This is a genomic window from Methylomagnum ishizawai (assembly GCF_019670005.1).
Lineage (GTDB): Bacteria > Pseudomonadota > Gammaproteobacteria > Methylococcales > Methylococcaceae > Methylomagnum > Methylomagnum ishizawai.
This window is the reverse complement of sequence record NZ_AP019783.1, coordinates 1,416,769-1,433,555: the sequence shown is the minus strand read 5'-3', so window position 1 is coordinate 1,433,555 and position 16,787 is coordinate 1,416,769. Positions and strand designations below refer to the sequence as shown.

Below are 16,787 nucleotides of genomic sequence, written 5' to 3'. Positions count from 1 at the left end.
TCCTCAATGAATCCGAGAGACTTTAATAATTCCCTAGTTAAAAGGGACATTTTTGTAACTATAAATGGGTGTTATTGATGTTTTTAGTGATTGGACACATAGACTACATAGTCCACTTAAGCTCTCTCAATAACATACCTATTGCTGCCAAAGCAAATTCTGCGTCCGCTTCCATAGGTGCCTCGATAGAATAACGTTCTTGCTCGTTTGGTTTACCTCTAGAATGAAGGCGAGCGATTATGCTTGCGGCTGACGACATGATTTGTTTTCCATGATCGAGCCTTTTAATAAGCCTTCCCAAGTCATCACAAAGAAGCGAAGGGTCGCCGTGTTGATTAGCAAGCCAAGTGCCCAAACACCACTGAGCCGCATCTCGTGCCCTGTCAATAATGGATCCAGGGGTTTCTCGGTATGCTGAATCAATCAATTTTTCATAGGTTTCTATGGCTTTCTGTCTCCCGTCCTTTGGGATGGCATCAGCATTTAATTCTGGCAATATACCTAAGGCATGCCGTGCCTTGAGTGTGACCATATATTCACCAGTAACAATTCTTTCGGCACCAATAACTCGCCACAGCGACTCACTGGAACCTATCATCACAATCTTTTTCGATGGGGGATGTTGTTCTTGATCAAATATGAATAGGCGTCGCTCAACTTTTCCATCCAAAAGAGTATGCGCGCCATTATTTAGAACACTAGTCTTGCCCCCAATAGCCCCGTACACTGGGTGTAGCAAAACGTATTTCTGAGATGGGCGAGGATCATTCGAGGACCTGTAAAAACGTCCACGTCTGATCCTCGTTACTGCATCGAAGGTATCTTCTCGAAATGCATGCTGAGCACGGGAAAGGTCGTTTTCCAGAGCAGAGAATGGACCATTTGAGTCCACGAAAGCCGCAATTGAGAGCATGGGGGAAGGCCACACCGCGCACCAAGGACCATTCGATGCTTCATATACATGGTGCGTATTGTCATCAATGCCAATTTGCTTCATGCGGCTACCTCGTTTAATAGCTTGCTGCCTACTGCTAATACGCGCAGTTCCCCGGAAAGCAACTTCGGTAATAGGGCATCACGGAGGGTGGCAAGGGCGCGGGATTCCGAATCGTTCTGTTCTTGTTTTGCCCAAAGTGGGGCTAACTTTCTTGCGAAAGCTGCCTGAATTTTAAATGGTGGATACAGCACGGGCAGGCTATAGAAATCTTCTCGACTAGTTGATGGAATCGCAGATCCGCTATCCATACTGTTAATGTCTTGACCAAGCAGCACATAATAGGCCCAACGAAGCTCAACAGCTTTCTTTGGCTCAACGTAAAAAGCCGTATCGATAACAAAAAAAGGTGTGCTGCAATAGTGAACACCGCGATAAGCCCCCTTTCTTCCGATAATAATTCCAGAATGGTTACACAACGGCCTTGAATGAGTTCCAATTTTTCCATTTGTCCCGTATACCGGATAATCATTATTCCCTTCCGAATAACCTTTGAGGCTTTTCCCATATTCCAAGCTAACTAAATTGCCCCAGTTTTTTGCTTCCCACCCCGCCGGAATCTCCCCCAACTCCGAATCCTCGAACCCATCGGGAAACAGCGCCGCAATCTCCGGGGCCAATCCTTCCGGCTCGCGCCCTTCGGCCTTGGCCCGGACGGGATCAAAATCGACAAACCAGGATTTGAAAAGTGCCCGCGCCATGGCTTCCAGCGTGGCGTTCATGCGGCGATTGAGTTCGATTTTGTCGTCAAGGTTGCCGAGGACTTGGGCGATGGCGCGTTGTTCTTGGAACGGAGCTAACGGTAATTTAATTTTGCGCAACTCGCTTTGCTTAATACCAATAACCGTGGTTCCTGTCGCACGCCCAAAAAGCTGTTCACGAACAAAATCTGATTGCAAAATAAACTTAAGGTAGGTGTTATCAAGAATCCCTGGCTTCCCACGCAAAGTTATTAACCGTTGAGCTAACGCAACCTTTTTACCATCAAGTTGTGCAACTTCACCTAAAGGAGCTTCAGTAGTCATAACGACATCACCTGCTTGGGGAAGCCCTCTCGTCATCCATGAATCATACTCATCTGGATCAATAAATTCCTCTGGGGTATTTATTCGACCACCTTTGACTATTTTAGCGGTTATTAAAGGTATACCATTTGCGGTTTTCCGAGGTGTTTTGCCTCGATAGTCAATAATTGCTTCCATGCAGTCTTCAAGCGGTGTTTCGTGCCACTCACTCGCCATAACCCAACCCCCCCAAACTCTCCCGAATCGCCACCTCTAACCGCGCCCCCTCCGCGAACTGCCCCTCAAGCTCCGCCGTCAGCCGCGCCATCTTCTCCGCGAACGGCTCCCCGTCGTCCTCCACCTCCGCCGCGCCCACATAGCGCCCCGGCGTCAGCACATAGCCATGCCCCTGGATCGCTTCCAGCGTGGTGCTTTTGCAGAACCCCGCCTCGTCCAAATACCCGCCCGCGCTATCGCCGCGCCAGCGGTGGTAGGTGTCGGCGATCCGGCCAATCTCGTCCCCGCTCAACTTGCGGTGGACCCGATCCTCCAGATAGCCCAGCTTGCGGGCGTCGATGAACAACACCTGCCCCGAGCGGTCGCGTAGCGCCCTGCCCTCCACCCCGCGCCCGTTCTTCTTGTTGCGGGCCAGGAACCACAGGCATACCGGAATCTGGGTCGAATAGAACAACTGCCCCGGCAGCGCCACCATGCAATCCACCAAGTCGGCGTCGATGATGTTCTTGCGGATTTCGCCCTCCCCGGTTTGGTTGGACGACATCGAGCCATTCGCCAGCACGAACCCGGCAATCCCGTTCGGGGCCAAATGGTGGATGAAATGCTGAATCCAGGCATAGTTGGCATTCCCGGCGGGCGGTGCGCCATAAGTCCAGCGCTTGTCCTCCCGCCGCCGCTCCCCGCCCCAATCGCTCATGTTGAACGGCGGATTGGCCAGGATGTAATCGGCCTTCAGGTCCGGGTGCAGGTCGCGGTGGAAGCTGTCGGCGTTCTCGCCGCCCAGGTTGGCCTCGATCCCCCGGATGGCGAGGTTCATCATCGCCAAGCGCCAAGTGGTCGGGTTGGACTCCTGCCCGAAGATCGACACGTCGCCGATCCGCCCGCCGTGGACCTCCACGAACTTCTCCGACTGCACGAACATCCCGCCCGACCCGCAGCAGGGGTCGTACACCCGGCCCTTGTACGGGGCCAGCATCTCGGTAAGCACCTGCACCACGCATTGCGGGGTGTAGAACTGCCCGCCCTTCTTGCCCTCGGCGCTGGCGAACTGCGCCAGGAAGTATTCGTACACCCGCCCCAGGATATCCTTGGACCGGCTGGCCTTATCGCCCAGGCCGAGGGTGCCCACCAAGTTGATGAGTTCGCCCAGGCGGGTCTTGTCGAGCTGGGGCCGGGCGTAGTCCTTGGGCAACACGCCTTTCAAACGCGGGTTGTCGTGTTCGATGGCGGTCATGGCCTCGTCGATCAGCGTGCCGATGTGGGTCTGTACCGCGTTGGCTTGCAGATACGACCAGCGGGCTTGGCCCGGAACCCAGAAGATGTTCTCGGCGAGGTATTCGTCCTTGTCCTCCGGGTCCGCGCCCTGGTCGGCCTCGGCCAGGAGTTGCGCGTGTTTCTCCTCGAAGGCGTCGGAGATGTACTTGAGGAAGATGAGTCCTAAGACGACGTGCTTGTATTCCGCGGCGTCCATGTGGCCGCGCAGTTTGTCGGCGGCGGCCCAAAGGGTGGATTCAAAGCCGAGTTTGGCGGTGGGTTCGTGGGTGATGGCCATGCGGGGGAATAAGGGCGGTTGGGTGGGGTTCTTATAGAAATTGTGGAAGGCGGTCATGGAGTGGCGGCTTCGGGCTTCTCCCTGTAGAGATGGATATGGGAAGGGTCTAGCAATACGTTTTCGGTTACATCCCGCAGCAACCTATACTTTTCGAGCAGCAATTTGAGCTTAGGAAGCTTTAACCCATTTTTCCCATCGGGGCCATACAAAAGGGCATTATAGAAGATAATGGCAAGCTCATCTTTAGTTAATTGAAATCGCACAACAGCTATATATCGTTCCTTATCAAGGCATTCCAGTTGAGCCACATCAACAAAATCAACAACACTTTCTAACAATTGACAATAAGACAATAAAAACTCATTTTTATAGTACAAAGTGCTTCTTTGCGATAAAGCCAAGTCTTCAATACAATCTTTAATATTTATTTCAAAATAACCTCCATTACTGCTCATAGTATTTGGTATTTCAATTCTGAAAAAATCAATTTTCATAGCAGTATATATAAATCTAAATGACTCTTTTAAACTGGTCGAAATACTTATATTTTGCACATCAGAACCCGGATATGTGGTGCGATTACATTTCTCAACCCATCCTCGCAAGCATTGGTTAAGCGCATCCCATTTTTTATACATTGATGGTTGATAAATCGTTAAATCATAGCTAATAATTGTATTTTGCATATCTATCAAAAGTCTGAGAAATTGAAAAAAAGTATTCTCAAACCTCTGTAGCTCTTGGGTCTTGCTCTGCTCCGCAAGCGCGGTGCTCGATTTGGCAAGCTCCTCCCTAGTCAAGGCAAGTTCTTCCTTAGAATTATCAAGCTGTTGCTGGGTAAGCTTGAGTGCTTCGCCCTGTATTTTATTAGAGTGTTCAGACTGCTGCTGAGAATCCTTAAGTTGCTTTTGCGTCAGCCTAAGCGTTTCAGCCTGCATTTTGTAGGTAAACAACAAAACAATCAGGGCCGCGAAACTAAAAGCAGGATTAAGCAATCCGCCGACGAAATCACCAATAGTGCCCCATTGGTCGATCCTTGGCATTTGGAAGTGGTAAAAACCATAAGTGGAGAAATACACACCCACCACGGCCACCAAAAACAAGACCGCAAACGCAAACGCGAACAGAATTATTAATCCCCAATTATAACCTTTATCTTTATTCTTGCCGCCATCTTCCATATATTCCCCAATTTCTGTGGGCGTGGCGGAGAACAAATCACCCCGCCGCCCTTAGCTATTTCATACAACTGCACATACCCTGCCTTATCCACCGTAGGCGGCGGGTCGCGCCAAACGCGAAGATTCCATCCATGCGGCAAAATACGCCGGAATACCGGCTATTCCGCTACAGGCTACGAATAGCCCGCATAGTTCAATTATGCATAACGGCAATCGGAAGAATTGAAACCGTGCGATTACGCTACGCTAATCGCACCTACGGCCCTACGGCCCTGGCCCACCCGGCTGTTAGGCGATCCACGCAGCCGATAACTCGTTAGCCAATCTGGATAGTGAGTTCGCCGTTCGTGGGCAGACATATTTATATGCAGCAACCGGATACTTATTTCCTGGTGCAACGATACCCTGGATTGCGTCTGCAAGAGAGAGAAGAGCGGGCTGTTCCCCTTTCTTGATATGGAAGACCAATTGTCCTCCCGGGGACGTTTCAAGCTTTGCTCCATTAGCTTTTGCCCAAGTCTCAACACTGGGCGAGATTGGAACGCCACCACATAGGCTGACCTTAACTTCAGCGTCCGAGATAACCTCTACAAAGATTGAGCAGAACCAAAGAAACAGGTTTTTATCGGCACCGTAGTCTCCAGAGGAGCGATCATCGACAACGAAAGTCGAACCCTTGTCGAGATTTTTAATTCGTTTGTCTCCGAAGCCGCCGTAAGCATCGAAGAGAGCTTTCTTCAACTTCAGCATAGCATTCTCCTAAGTCGCCCAACTTGTGGTTAAGCGGCATTTCCGCCGCCTAACCCCGCAAAAACCGAGAAACACATCATTATGCCTCTACCCTAAAACACCACCACCGTAACTGAATCCAGCCCGCACAGTTCCAATTAGCATAGCGCAATCGGAGGAATTAAAACCGTGCGATTACGCCACGCTAATCGCCCCTACGGCCCTAAAACGTCAACTGGAGCGTCTTGTTATCCCCTCTCTTAACCCAGATTGGAAAACGGCCATCAACAAACCAATGAATCCAGCCACTATGCTGATTATCGAAAGAATTTCGTTAAAAACACCAAGTATTGGCCACCAATGGGACACGCCAGCAAGAATAGCAATAACACCAACCAGAAGCACCAAAAATAGAAGCAAAAAAGACTGTGATCGGTACGAATGACTTAGCAATCTTGCTTCACCAAGTTTAGTCAAATCTTCATAGACATAAGGATCAGCTCCGATGCGATTCCTTTTGTTTGCTTCAAATTTTGTTAGCCATTTAACATAAAAAATAGATGGCCCTCCATATCGCAGAGCATTCGATATTATATTTATAGCTAAATCCTTTGGTGCCGCAGAAACATCCACAGCCGATACGCCTATCAAAATGGCATTAACCTCATCTCTCCGTACATTATCAACAGTTAGCGGTATATTTTTACATGGAGCATATGCAGGGTAATGCTCAGATAATTCTGATATCATTTCATGCAATCTATTCAGAAAAGCAGACTGCTTGATGCCTTTGGCTGGCTGCTCTGGATTCTGTTCACTTGCAACAAATACGATTTCTATTTTATCCGGCTGTAAATGACTTTGAAGTGCGGCAATAATATCTACATATGTTGCCTCATTCTCAGAAAAGCCAAGCACACGAGCAATCCGCTTCATTTATCTGAACCCTTTAAGCTATGAGTGCAACTCTTAGCAATGCCTTCCGATTTGGCTTTTTTTAGTGCCAGCATTGCTTCCAAAGGCGTTTCTCCCATCCCAAGTGAAAATGTTATTTCACCATAACATCTTGGTATCTCATCCGCATCAAACTTATCACTCATTTTTGCTAGCACACTATCCCCACTTGCAAATATTATTTTGCATTTGCGCTCACTCAATGACTTCTCTAAATATATTAAAGCATCAGATACTTTATTTGCAAACCTCTCTATTTCGTACTCACTATTATCTATAAGTAGACTTTCTAGCTTTCTGCCAATCTTGTCGCCATCATAAGCTAAAAACATACTGCATTTCCTTTTTTGTGGATTAATTTCTTTTGGTATAATACATATTGAGCGGCACCCGACCGCATAAAACAACCATGTATATATTATCCTTACCATTTAATATTGAATCTACTGCCGCATAATAAAGCCTGCCAATCTGATTCTTTAGCACTAAAGCGCGAGCCTGCCTTAGCCCACAACGGCTTGCAACGTAAATATTCACCATTGACAACCACCCAAAAACGCGCTTAGGCTATTTGTGCCATGGTCAATCCCGTGGTCGGGCGTGGAAACCCGGACTTGACAGACGCACAGCCCCACTTTTCGCGTCTCGGGCTTTTTTTGCGCCCGAGCCACGCGCATTGAGCCATGGCGGGCGGTGCATGGGCACGCGCAAGCGTGGCCGGGTCTCTGTCTCCCGGTTTTCCACCCCACGCATCGTTCGCCGCCTATCCGTGGAAAGAGAAGCGGCCTCAACTTAAGACAGAGGTTCGTTATGTCAACTGAAAACAACGCCCAAGGTGCGCCCGCACCGCTCTCCCCAGACTCGCTCCCGGCCATTTTATACATGGGCAGTCCCGTTGTAACCACAGAAATACTAGCCCAACTATACGGCACCGATACCCACAACATCACCAAAAACCACCGTGAAAACACCGGGCGGTTTATCGAGGGCAAGCACTATTTCAAGCTGCAAGGCGAAGAATTGCGCGAGTTCAAGCACAGAGTCACCATGGGTGACTCCGTAAAAATCGCCAAGAACGTCAATGCCCTCCTCCTCTGGATCGAACGCGGCGCGGCCCGCCACGCCAAGATGCTGGACACGGAGAAGGCGTGGGAAGTGTTCGAGCAATTGGAAGATTGCTATTTCGGCGGGCGGGGCCGGGAAGCGCCCCACGGCCCCGAGGCACTACCCGCCCCGGCCATCGGCCCGGCCCAACAGGACGCCCTGCAACAACTCGTGGCCCGCCGCGCCGAAGGCGACCCCAAGCGGATCAAATACCTTTGGAGCCGCTTCAACCACCACTTCAAGCTCGGGAGCTACCAACAACTGCCCGCGTCCGAGTTCGGGGCGGCGGCGGACTACCTGGAAAGCCTGCCCCTCCCAGGCGGTCGCCAACTCGCCCTCCCCCTCGACCCGCTGACGCCCGACCTCCTCAACGCCATCGTCCGCAAGGCCCACGCCCTCGCCCTCGACGGCATGGCCACCCTCAGCGCCGGACTGGAACGCGAACTCCGCGCCCGCGCCGCCCACAGCACCCCGCAACAACTCGCCGAATGGCTCGCCCGAGTGGACGGGCGCGGCGCGGGGCTGGTCCTCGTCACCGCCGACGAACTCGCCACCCTCTGCGCCCAGGTCCGCACGGCGGAAATCGGCGTCGCGGCGGCGATGGGCGCGATCCACGCCCTCGAAGCCCGCACGGGCCGCGCCTGGTACGGCAGGCCCGCCGACCGTTAGCCACGAAAAAAGGCCGGGAAGGTTCCCCCTCCCGGCCTTTGCTTTCAGGCCCGCCCTATTCCGTCGCCCCGAACCGGAACTTGTCCCGCAACTCCCGCTCCTTGGGCGGCACATACAGCCCATCCGCCGTCAACGCCCGCCGCCGCAACCGCGCCCTCACCGACTGCGCCAAATCCCGCCCCGAGATGGCCATGTCGGGATGCTTCGCCGTGAAGGCCCGCGCCTCCGCCACGCCCCGGTCCAGCGCCTCCCCGTCATCCTTCATCCGGCCTTGGGCCACCTGATCCATAATCTCCTGCCGCCGCTCGTGTAATGCTTTGCTGGCGTTGACGAACCCCTGGTTCTCCGCGTAGCGCTCCGAAATCCGCATCGGCGGGAAACCCAGCGCCGTGGCGAACACTTCCGCGGCGTTCACCTCCTCGACCAACTCATCCCCGTTCAGGGTGGTCGCCCCCTCGCCCGCGTAGCGGTACGCCTTCATCAGGTCCGCCACCGCCTTCAAGGGCATGATCTTCTCCACCGCCCGCCAGGGATGGCCATCCCCCCACAGCTTGGCCGTGGCGAAGGCATTCACGAACAGTTGCGCGGTCGGCCCCATGAACTGCGTCCCCCAGAACACCGCCGCGTCGTTGCCCTCAAGCCCCCGGCGTCAGAATAGTTGTCGCCTCTAATTTTCCGAATGAAAGAGGAAAGAAGAGGACAATTGCCCATGATTACGACGTATTCCGCAGAGTTCAAAGAGCAAGCGCTTCGGAAGGTGTTTGCGCGTGGCCGCCGGTCGATAAAAGAGGTGGCCGAGGAACTGAACATGAACCACTTGACCTTGAAGGGCTGGATGAAAAAGAAATTACCCGAGGCGGTACGCGGCGCGGTGAAGCGGGAGAGGCGTCCCGGGGACTGGCGCCCGGAGGAACGGTTGGCGGCGTTGCAGGAGAGCCATGGCTTGGAAGGGGAAGCCCTGAACGCCTGGTGCCGGGAGCGCGGCCTGTTCGCCCACCAGCTGGACGGTTGGAAGCGGGACTTTTGCCGGGATCCAGGGGGCACGGGAGAGGCATCGACGAACGCCCGGGAACTGCGGGTCCTCAAGGAGCGCAACCAGAGCCTCGAACGGGAATTGGCGCGTAAGGACAAGGCGCTGGCGGAGGCGGCGGCGTTGCTGGTCCTTCAAAAAAAGTACCGGGCGCTCTTGGGGGGAGGGGAAGAATGACCCCGCCGCAAGAGCGCGAAACCGTGACCGCCCTGATCGACGAGGCCACCGCCGCCGGCGCGCGCCTGGAGCGGGCCTGCGGGGTGCTGGGGTTGTCCGCCCGCACCGTCCAGCGCTGGCGATCCGGGGACGGCGTCCAGGCCGACCGGCGGCCCGCGCGGGTGTACGTTCCACCCCACAAGCTGAGCGAGGCCGAGCGGGCCAAGGTGCTGGCGGTGGCCAACTCCCCCGAGTTCGGCCATTTGCCGCCGTGCCAGATCGTGCCCCGGCTGGCGGACCGGGGGGAATACCTGGCCTCGGAATCGACCTTCCACCGCATCCTCAAGGCCGAAAACCAGTTGGCGCACCGCCGGGCCGAACGGCCGGGACAGCCGCGCGGCAAGCCCAGGGCCCTGTGCGCCACGGCTCCCAATCAAGTCTACTGCTGGGACATCACCTATTTGCCCGCCGCGATCCGGGGCCAGTTCTTCTACCTCTATCTGTTCCTCGACCTGTTCAGCCGCAAGGTCGTGGGCTGGCAGGTCTACGGCGAGGAAAGCAGCGCCCTGGCCGGCGAACTCCTGCGCGACGTATGTCGGCGCGAGGGCGTGGCCCCGGGCCAGGTCGTCCTACATTCGGACAACGGCGGGCCCATGAAAGGCTCGACCATGCTCGCGACCTTGCAATCCCTCGGCGTCGCGGCGTCCTTCAGCCGGCCCGCCGTCAGCAACGACAACCCCTATGCCGAGGCGGTGTTCAAGACCCTGAAATACCGGCCCGACCATCCGGTCCGGCCGTTCGACGACCTGGCGGCGGCGCGCCGTTGGGCCGAAGGCCTGGTCCGGTGGTACAACCACGAGCACCGCCACGGCGCGATCCGCTTCGTCACCCCCGCCGAGCGGCATGCCGGCCAGGACGCCGACCTCCTGAAGCGGCGCCGAGCCGTCTATGAGGCCGCCCGCGCACGGCATCCGCAACGATGGACCGGTGGCCTCCGCAATTGGCGGCCGATCCCGGCCGTACACCTGAACCCGGAACGATCAGCCGCGCCAGCCAAGACCCAATCCGAGGTTCACGCCACGCCTCCAAAAGCGGCCTGAACCCACAACGGCGAGGCGACAACTACATTGAAATCTTCCGCAAGCTCCCGGTCCGGCTCCCGCCACCATAGATCGGCCATGGAAAGCTTGCCTTGCAGATCGACCGCCGGAACCCCCGGAATCTGCCCCACCGCCCAAGGGAACAATCCCTTGCCGAGGGCGTTCCCGGCCTCCACCCCGAAGGTCTCCGCCGCCCAGCGCCGGAACCACACCTCGAACTCGAACGGCTCGTCGTCGTCGTCGGTGAATCCCTTTGCCGCCAGATTCACCGCCACCGCGATCCCGCCCACGAACGGCAGCCCCAGCGCCCCCGCGAACACCATCTGCATCCCCATGATGCCCGCCAGCGTCTTATAGGCTTCCGACCGGAACGCATCCTTGACCGACTGCTCGCCCTTCGCCGCCTTCAAAAACTCCCGCACCGTCCACAGGAAATTCCGCGTCAGCAGCCAGGTCGTGCCCAGGGCATACTGCTTGAACTGGAACACCACCCGCGCCACATCGCCGCGCATCAGCCGCGCCCGGTTCCACTGGCTGTAGTCGTAATGGGTATCGTGCAACACCTTCTCCGCATAGGCATAGGCGGTGTCGAAATCGTCCCCCGCCGCCCGCGCCAACCGGAACGCCGCCACGAACGACACCTCCCGGTTGAACCGCTCGGCATGGTGGAACATCCCCGCCATCACCCGCCGCAGCGCCCGGCGCGGGGCCATCAACAAGGCCGGATCGTTGGACAGCTCGGAGGTATCGTGCGCCAGCGTCTTATCCAACGTCCCGCGCCGCCGCACCCGGTACAGCGCCCGCTGCTCGATGGCGTCCAGGCCGGTTTCAATCGAAATATCCCCCTCCCGGTTCCGCGCCCCCTGGAAGAAATCCCCCAGCGCCTTCCCGAACGCCGCGTTCGTGGGACCGGCCCCGAACCGCGCCGCCACCACCGGCATCGACATGATGGGCACCTGCAAGGTGTTCACCAGCGCCGCCGCCGGACTGATGCCCATGTGCATGGCGAAGCCCAGCCCGTTCAGTTTCAAGGCCAGGGGATGGATCGTCGGATTGGCCGCGTCGGCATAGGCCCGCTTCATCTCGCCCACCACCAGCGCCGCCGCCCGCTCCTTCCCCCGCGCCCGGATCGCCCCGGCCTGCGCCACCACGCGCCCTTGCCGGGCGATGGCCCGCGCCAAGCCCACCGAATCCGTCCCATACAGCCGCCGGGCCTCCTGGATGCGCTTCCGCTCGGTCACATCCTCCACCCGGTCCATGCCCACCTCGAAATCCAGCTGGGACGCCCCCAACCAATCCCGCTGATAGGTCTCCAACGCCGCCAGCTTCCCCACCGCCGCCTGGAAGCCGTTCACGGTGCCCGCCGCCCGCAACGCCTGTTCCGCCTCGTCCAGGGCGTCGAAGGCTGGGTAGCCGTGCTTGATCCGGGCGATATTGTGGGCGTCGTGGACCGCCTTGCTGGCCAAGGCCCGCAGCACGTCCTGGGAAAACCCCGGCGTCTTCTTCCGGTGCAACCAATGCTTCTGCGCCGACACCTCCGGCAAGCGCCGCAGATACCCTTGGTACAGCGCATCCCGCACCGCCTCCACCTCCGGCGTCGCCCCCAACCCCGCCAGCAAGGTATCCACCTCCGCCACATAGGCCGGGTCGATCAAGCGCATGGCCGATGCGTCCGGCAGGTCCAGGCCATGCCCCAACCATTCCAACTTGGTGTCGGCCTCGATCTCCGCCCGGCGCTCGTCCGCCCGCCGCGCGGTCTCGAACCGCTCGTAATGCACCGCCCCCGCGATGACATACGCCTTCCTGTCCAGCAGGCCCTCCCGCCGGATGCGCTGGGCGATGTCCCCGGCCCGCTTCCGCCCGAACAGCATCCCGCCCCGCGCCCGGCTGTAACGGCCTCCCATCGACCTCAACCATTCCTCGTGGTCGCGCAATTCCCGGCCCGACACCAACAGCCCACCATTCCCCAGGGTTTGCAAGGTCAGCGGCACATCGGTTTCCGTGCCGTCCCGTTCCTTGCTCGCCACCCAGAACCGCCCGAACCGCGACAGCGGCACATACGGCCCCCGCACCCGCAAGGCCTGCCGGTTCCGCCTGAGCGTCGCCATCACCTTGGCCTTCTGCCGGGCGTCCATCTCCAGGTCGCCGATCTTGCGTTCCAGCGCGGCGGTTTCCAGGTCCGCGATCCGGTCCTCGAACCGCAGCACCGCCGAGAACAGCGACCGCGCCGAATACCGCGACGCCCCCTTGCTGTAGAACACCGTGGACGACAATTGCAGATAGCGCCCCACCACGTCCCCCCGCGCCTTGTCGCGGTTGATCTCGTGGCCGATGGCCGTCTCGAAATACTTCCGCTGCTCGAACAACTCCATCTGCCGCAAGGGATTCGTCTTGATCGACTCCGCCCCCAACCGCCGGTTGATGCTGGCGATTTGGGATTGGTAATGCGCGACCAGGCGCCCGGTCACGAAATTGTGGACCACCGCCAAGGCGTCGCGGGGCGGCTGGCCGGACGCCGCGGCGATGGCCCCCTCGGTCTTGAGCGCGTCCCGCGCCTCCCGGACCAGGGCTTGGTAATCCGCGCCGTCCTCCCAGCCCGGTTGTTCCGCGATGCCCAGCCCCGCCGCCGCCCGCCGCAACATCCGCCGCTCGGTCTCGCCCGGATCGACCCCGGTGATCGTCGCCTCCTGCAACAGCCCCGCCAGCGCGTCCGCCTCCGCCGGATGGGCCGCGTACAGCTTTTCGAACGGCAACCCGATCCGGCGGGCGAAATACTCCCGCACCTGCCCCGCCACCGCCTCCCGCGCCGCCATCGCGGGCACGAAGCGCTGTTCCAGCGTGGGCAGGTAGTCCCGCGCCAGTTCGGCGTTCATCCGCACCGTGAAGCCGCCCAGCGCCAGCGCCTGGGCCCCGTCGCCCAGCTTGTCGAAGCCGTCGCGGAAGTCCGCCATCCCGCGCTTCAACAGCCGCGCCGCCCGGCCCATTTCCCGTGCGGAGGCTTGGACCTCTGCGGGATCGGGTTCGGGGCGCTCCGGGTCGGCCCGGCTGAAACGGATATTGTCAATCCCATCATGCGGGCCTATAGTTGGATCGAATCCCGCGCCCATATTACGGTCGCTAGAGTCAGCCGCGATATGCGTAGCGCCGTCGGTGTCATTGGCCTCCACGGATGCACCGGGATTCACCCGCCACCCGCTCAAAACCCACGCATTGCTTCCACGGTTACGGACCAGCACGGCCTCGTAGCCGCCCTTGGCGATCACAGCCCTGATAGAACCGCCGGTTTCGTTCCTACGGATTTCCGTACCGGCGGCAATCGTTTCGATCAAATGATCGAACAGGCGCAACGCCTCCGCCTCCGCCATTCCATCCTTGCGCCCCCTGGCTTCCAGGATATGGGCCAACCCCATGCCGCCGACTGTTTTGCCCGAAGGCTTCACCCGCCCGGTTTTGCCCCAAACGAAATCGACCCATCCCAGGCCATTGCGGAACATGGCGCGATGCACGGAGGTTTTCTCCAAAACGGCCTTCGCCAGGGCGTCCCGCCCCCTGCGGATGTTGGCGTCTATGTCCTTCATCGCGGAGCGGCTGAACAACGGCTGCCCCTCCTCCAACGCCGCCAGCTTCATCGCGGGTGTAATATCGACCACATGGGCGTCCACCCCGCCGATCATGGCCCGGCCCGGCTTCGCCCCCCACTTCTTGACGTACTTCCCCACCTCTGCGGGCAGGATGCGGTCGTAGAATCCCGCCATGCCCCGCTCACGCTCCGGCCCGCCCGGAAACCGCTCCGCCTGCGCCGCCCCCGGCGTCCAGGCGATCCGGTCGAAGCCGTTTTCGGCGGCGTACCGGATCATCCGTTTCAGCGCCAACAACGGCCACGACTGCTTGAAGGGCGCATCGGGCACGCCTTCCGCGCCATACCCCCTCTTCCGTCCCTCCTGGTGCAAATCGCTCTGCGCCTCTTCCAGGAACAACACCCGCCGCCCCCCGGCATCCGTCCGCTCATTGAACCGGACATGCGCCAGCACACCCGGCTCGTCCCAATGCGGCGACTGGTATCCGCCACCCGGCAGGGTCAGCAGCAATTCCCGGTAGCCTTCCCCGCCCGGTAATTGCCGCTGCGCATACTTGGCGGTTTTCTTGGGGTCGCCGCCGACATAGGCGCTCCAAACGGGCTCATCCCGCTCGGCCTCCTCCACCCGCACCTCGTTCCCGGCCAGGAAATCCAGCAATTCCTGCTTGCCCACCGAACCCGCCCGCCCGGCCAGCCATTCCCCCACCCCCGACCACGCCACCTCCTCCGGCTTCACGCCCGGAGCCTTGCCGATCATCGCCATCCACTGCGCCCCCGGTGCCTTCGGCTGCTTCATGCCCTGCACGGCGCGGGTCAACGCCGAATAGAACATCGGTGCCCGATGGATCCGGCTCGCCATCGGGGGCGACGAATCCCCCGCATCCCAAACCGACCGCCGCACCGCCGCCCGCGCCAACGCCGCGAAATCCCGCGAGGTCAACCCGAACCCGCGCTTTCGCAGCCATTCCCCGAACGGCGAGGCATACAGCGCCGCCCGCAAGGCCGCGACCACCTCCCGGACCCAGGCCCGCACCCGCGCCGACAGCCGCGCCCGATCCTTGCCGTCCAGCCGGGCCACATACTCGACCAGATAGGCGATACGCTCCTCATCGGCGTCGGCGGGTTTGAGCGCACCATCGCGCAATAGCCGTTGCACCTGCGCCTCGGCCCGCACCGCCGCCGCGTCCCCGGCCCCGGCCAATTCATGGAACCGCGCCACGAATTCCGGGAAGCGCCCGCCCAGCCAATCCGCCAGCCCGCCATGCACCCCGGTCTCGTGCAGGAACACCCCGACCGCATCCCCCACCCGGATATTCGGCGCGACCAAGTACACCCGGCCCTCCGCGAACAGCGCCTTGTCGTTAGGTCCTGCATCGGGCGCGAACCGGCGCAGCGCCTGCCAGGAATCCAGGATATGCAGCCGCTTTGCCCGTTCCAGCCGCCGGATCAACCGGCCTCCGAAACGCCGGACCAGCTCGGCGCGGATGGATTCCGGCGTACCCCCGCCCTGGTCGGCCTCCCCGGAAAAGCGGGGGCGGCTGAAACGGTCGGACTTGCCATCGCCTAGAAGCTGGCGTAAGGTTAAACGGTCACTTGGCGGCGCGGGGTAGTTCGTCCGGCCTTGCCCGGATTGAGACCGGGAATATCCAACCGGGTCGCCAAGGCCGACTTCCCTGACTTGATGGTAGTAATACCCCCGCCCCCGCGCCTCGTCCCTCACCGTATCGACCAACACCCGGACCGAATACGGCTTCCCGTCGATTTCAACCGCGGCATAATAGGTTTCGTATCCCACCACGCCGGGCTTGGCTTCGGTCTTGATGTTGTCGGTATATTCCGCGAATATCGCTTTTCCCAACAAATCCGGCAACATGCCATATAAGCGCCGCGCCAGGGCGTTCCGGTTCTTCAAGGCGGCTTCCAGGCCACTGGCGAACACGCCGATCATCTGGCCGGTTTGCTCGTTCCGGTATTTTCCACCTTGGTATTTCTGTTTGAGATAGCGGCGTAACGCGGGGGTATCCGTGACATCCGGCATATCGGGGTCTGCGTGGAAGGGCAACACCTCGACGGGCGCGTCCAGATCGACGGCCTCCCCCCGGCTGAACCGCGCTGGCAACCCCGCTTCCCCTGCCGCCTCACGGGCGGGCGGTTGGGATATGCCGAGGGCGCGCCCCGTGGTCGGTTGACCTTGCCCGGCGTCCGAATTGGCGGACGTTAGGACAGGGACGGTTCCCGGCGCGGCGTCCCCCGCCCCGATCCGCGCCCGCTCCGTCCGCAGCGCTTCCAGCCGGTCGTCGATGGCCCGCACCTGGGCTTCGGCCCAGGCCATCCCGCCCGCCCGCAGTGCTTCCGCCGCCCGCAGCAGGGCCTCCCCCTCCGCCGGGTCGATCCGCCCCTGTGCGGTCAGGGTGTCCAGGTGTTTTTCCAGGCAATTCATCGGGGGGATACCTCGCGGGGAACAACGCTAACGATGGGCGTGTTAAGCGGCGTGCATTGC

At 59.2% G+C, this 16,787-nt stretch carries 9 protein-coding genes and 2 pseudogenes; 2 read left to right on the top strand and 9 right to left on the bottom strand.

Going from position 1 to position 16,787, the window contains the following annotated elements; genetic code table 11:
• Positions 1 to 103: 103 nt before the first annotated feature.
• The 7 genes from K5658_RS06600 to K5658_RS06570 form a co-directional block, all read right to left on the bottom strand.
• Positions 104 to 997, bottom strand: coding sequence for a hypothetical protein (locus K5658_RS06600; RefSeq protein ID WP_221066164.1), 894 nt, complete (start codon positions 995 to 997; stop codon positions 104 to 106).
• On the bottom strand, positions 994 to 2,235 hold the full coding sequence (locus K5658_RS06595) for a restriction endonuclease subunit S (protein ID WP_281425955.1): 1,242 nt from the start codon (positions 2,233 to 2,235) through the stop codon (positions 994 to 996). Before K5658_RS06595 ends, K5658_RS06600 begins: the two co-directional genes overlap by 4 nt.
• Positions 2,225 to 3,787, bottom strand: a complete 1,563-nt coding sequence (locus K5658_RS06590; RefSeq protein ID WP_221066919.1) for a class I SAM-dependent DNA methyltransferase — start codon at positions 3,785 to 3,787, stop codon at positions 2,225 to 2,227. Before K5658_RS06590 ends, K5658_RS06595 begins: the two co-directional genes overlap by 11 nt.
• Before the next feature lie 53 nt (positions 3,788 to 3,840).
• Entirely contained in the window at positions 3,841 to 5,004 is a 1,164-nt protein-coding gene (locus tag K5658_RS06585; protein WP_221066162.1) for a putative phage abortive infection protein, read from the bottom strand.
• A 252-nt stretch (positions 5,005 to 5,256) separates the two neighbouring features.
• Complete coding sequence (locus tag K5658_RS06580) at positions 5,257 to 5,718, bottom strand: hypothetical protein (protein WP_221066161.1); 462 nt, start codon at positions 5,716 to 5,718, stop codon at positions 5,257 to 5,259.
• A gap of 210 nt (positions 5,719 to 5,928) precedes the next feature.
• Positions 5,929 to 6,633, bottom strand: coding sequence for a hypothetical protein (locus K5658_RS06575; RefSeq protein ID WP_221066160.1), 705 nt, complete (start codon positions 6,631 to 6,633; stop codon positions 5,929 to 5,931).
• Positions 6,630 to 6,983 carry a mCpol domain-containing protein gene (locus K5658_RS06570; protein WP_221066159.1) on the bottom strand — a complete coding sequence of 118 codons (354 nt, stop codon included), beginning with the start codon at positions 6,981 to 6,983 and terminating at the stop codon, positions 6,630 to 6,632. Before K5658_RS06570 ends, K5658_RS06575 begins: the two co-directional genes overlap by 4 nt.
• A gap of 478 nt (positions 6,984 to 7,461) precedes the next feature.
• On the opposite strand from K5658_RS06570, the gene K5658_RS06565 reads away from it, so the two are divergent.
• The gene (locus K5658_RS06565) at positions 7,462 to 8,424 is read left to right on the top strand and encodes an ORF6N domain-containing protein (protein ID WP_221066158.1); all 963 of its coding nucleotides are present in this window, start codon (positions 7,462 to 7,464) and stop codon (positions 8,422 to 8,424) included.
• A gap of 55 nt (positions 8,425 to 8,479) precedes the next feature.
• Here the strand turns inward: K5658_RS06565 and K5658_RS06560 are convergent.
• Positions 8,480 to 9,058: pseudogene (locus tag K5658_RS06560) on the bottom strand (PLxRFG domain-containing protein); the annotation flags it as partial.
• A gap of 75 nt (positions 9,059 to 9,133) precedes the next feature.
• Here K5658_RS06560 and K5658_RS06555 point away from each other — a divergent pair.
• Positions 9,134 to 10,710: pseudogene (locus K5658_RS06555) on the top strand (IS3 family transposase).
• On the opposite strand, the gene K5658_RS23920 reads toward K5658_RS06555, so the two are convergent.
• Entirely contained in the window at positions 10,683 to 16,727 is a 6,045-nt protein-coding gene (locus K5658_RS23920) for a PLxRFG domain-containing protein (protein WP_221066156.1), read from the bottom strand. The pseudogene K5658_RS06555 and the gene K5658_RS23920 overlap by 28 nt on opposite strands.
• Positions 16,728 to 16,787: the final 60 nt, after the last annotated feature.

Excerpts from the sequence above, each read along its gene's own strand:
- K5658_RS06600 (WP_221066164.1), bottom strand. The coding sequence starts at position 997 with ATGAAGCAAATTGGCATTGATGACAATACGCACCATGTATATGAAGCA.
- K5658_RS06595 (WP_281425955.1), bottom strand. The coding sequence starts at position 2,235 with ATGGCGAGTGAGTGGCACGAAACACCGCTTGAAGACTGCATGGAAGCA.
- K5658_RS06590 (WP_221066919.1), bottom strand. The coding sequence starts at position 3,787 with ATGGCCATCACCCACGAACCCACCGCCAAACTCGGCTTTGAATCCACC.
- K5658_RS06580 (WP_221066161.1), bottom strand. The coding sequence starts at position 5,718 with ATGCTGAAGTTGAAGAAAGCTCTCTTCGATGCTTACGGCGGCTTCGGA.
- K5658_RS06575 (WP_221066160.1), bottom strand. The coding sequence starts at position 6,633 with ATGAAGCGGATTGCTCGTGTGCTTGGCTTTTCTGAGAATGAGGCAACA.
- K5658_RS06570 (WP_221066159.1), bottom strand. The coding sequence starts at position 6,983 with ATGTTTTTAGCTTATGATGGCGACAAGATTGGCAGAAAGCTAGAAAGT.
- K5658_RS06565 (WP_221066158.1), top strand. The coding sequence starts at position 7,462 with ATGTCAACTGAAAACAACGCCCAAGGTGCGCCCGCACCGCTCTCCCCA.
- K5658_RS23920 (WP_221066156.1), bottom strand. The coding sequence starts at position 16,727 with ATGAATTGCCTGGAAAAACACCTGGACACCCTGACCGCACAGGGGCGG.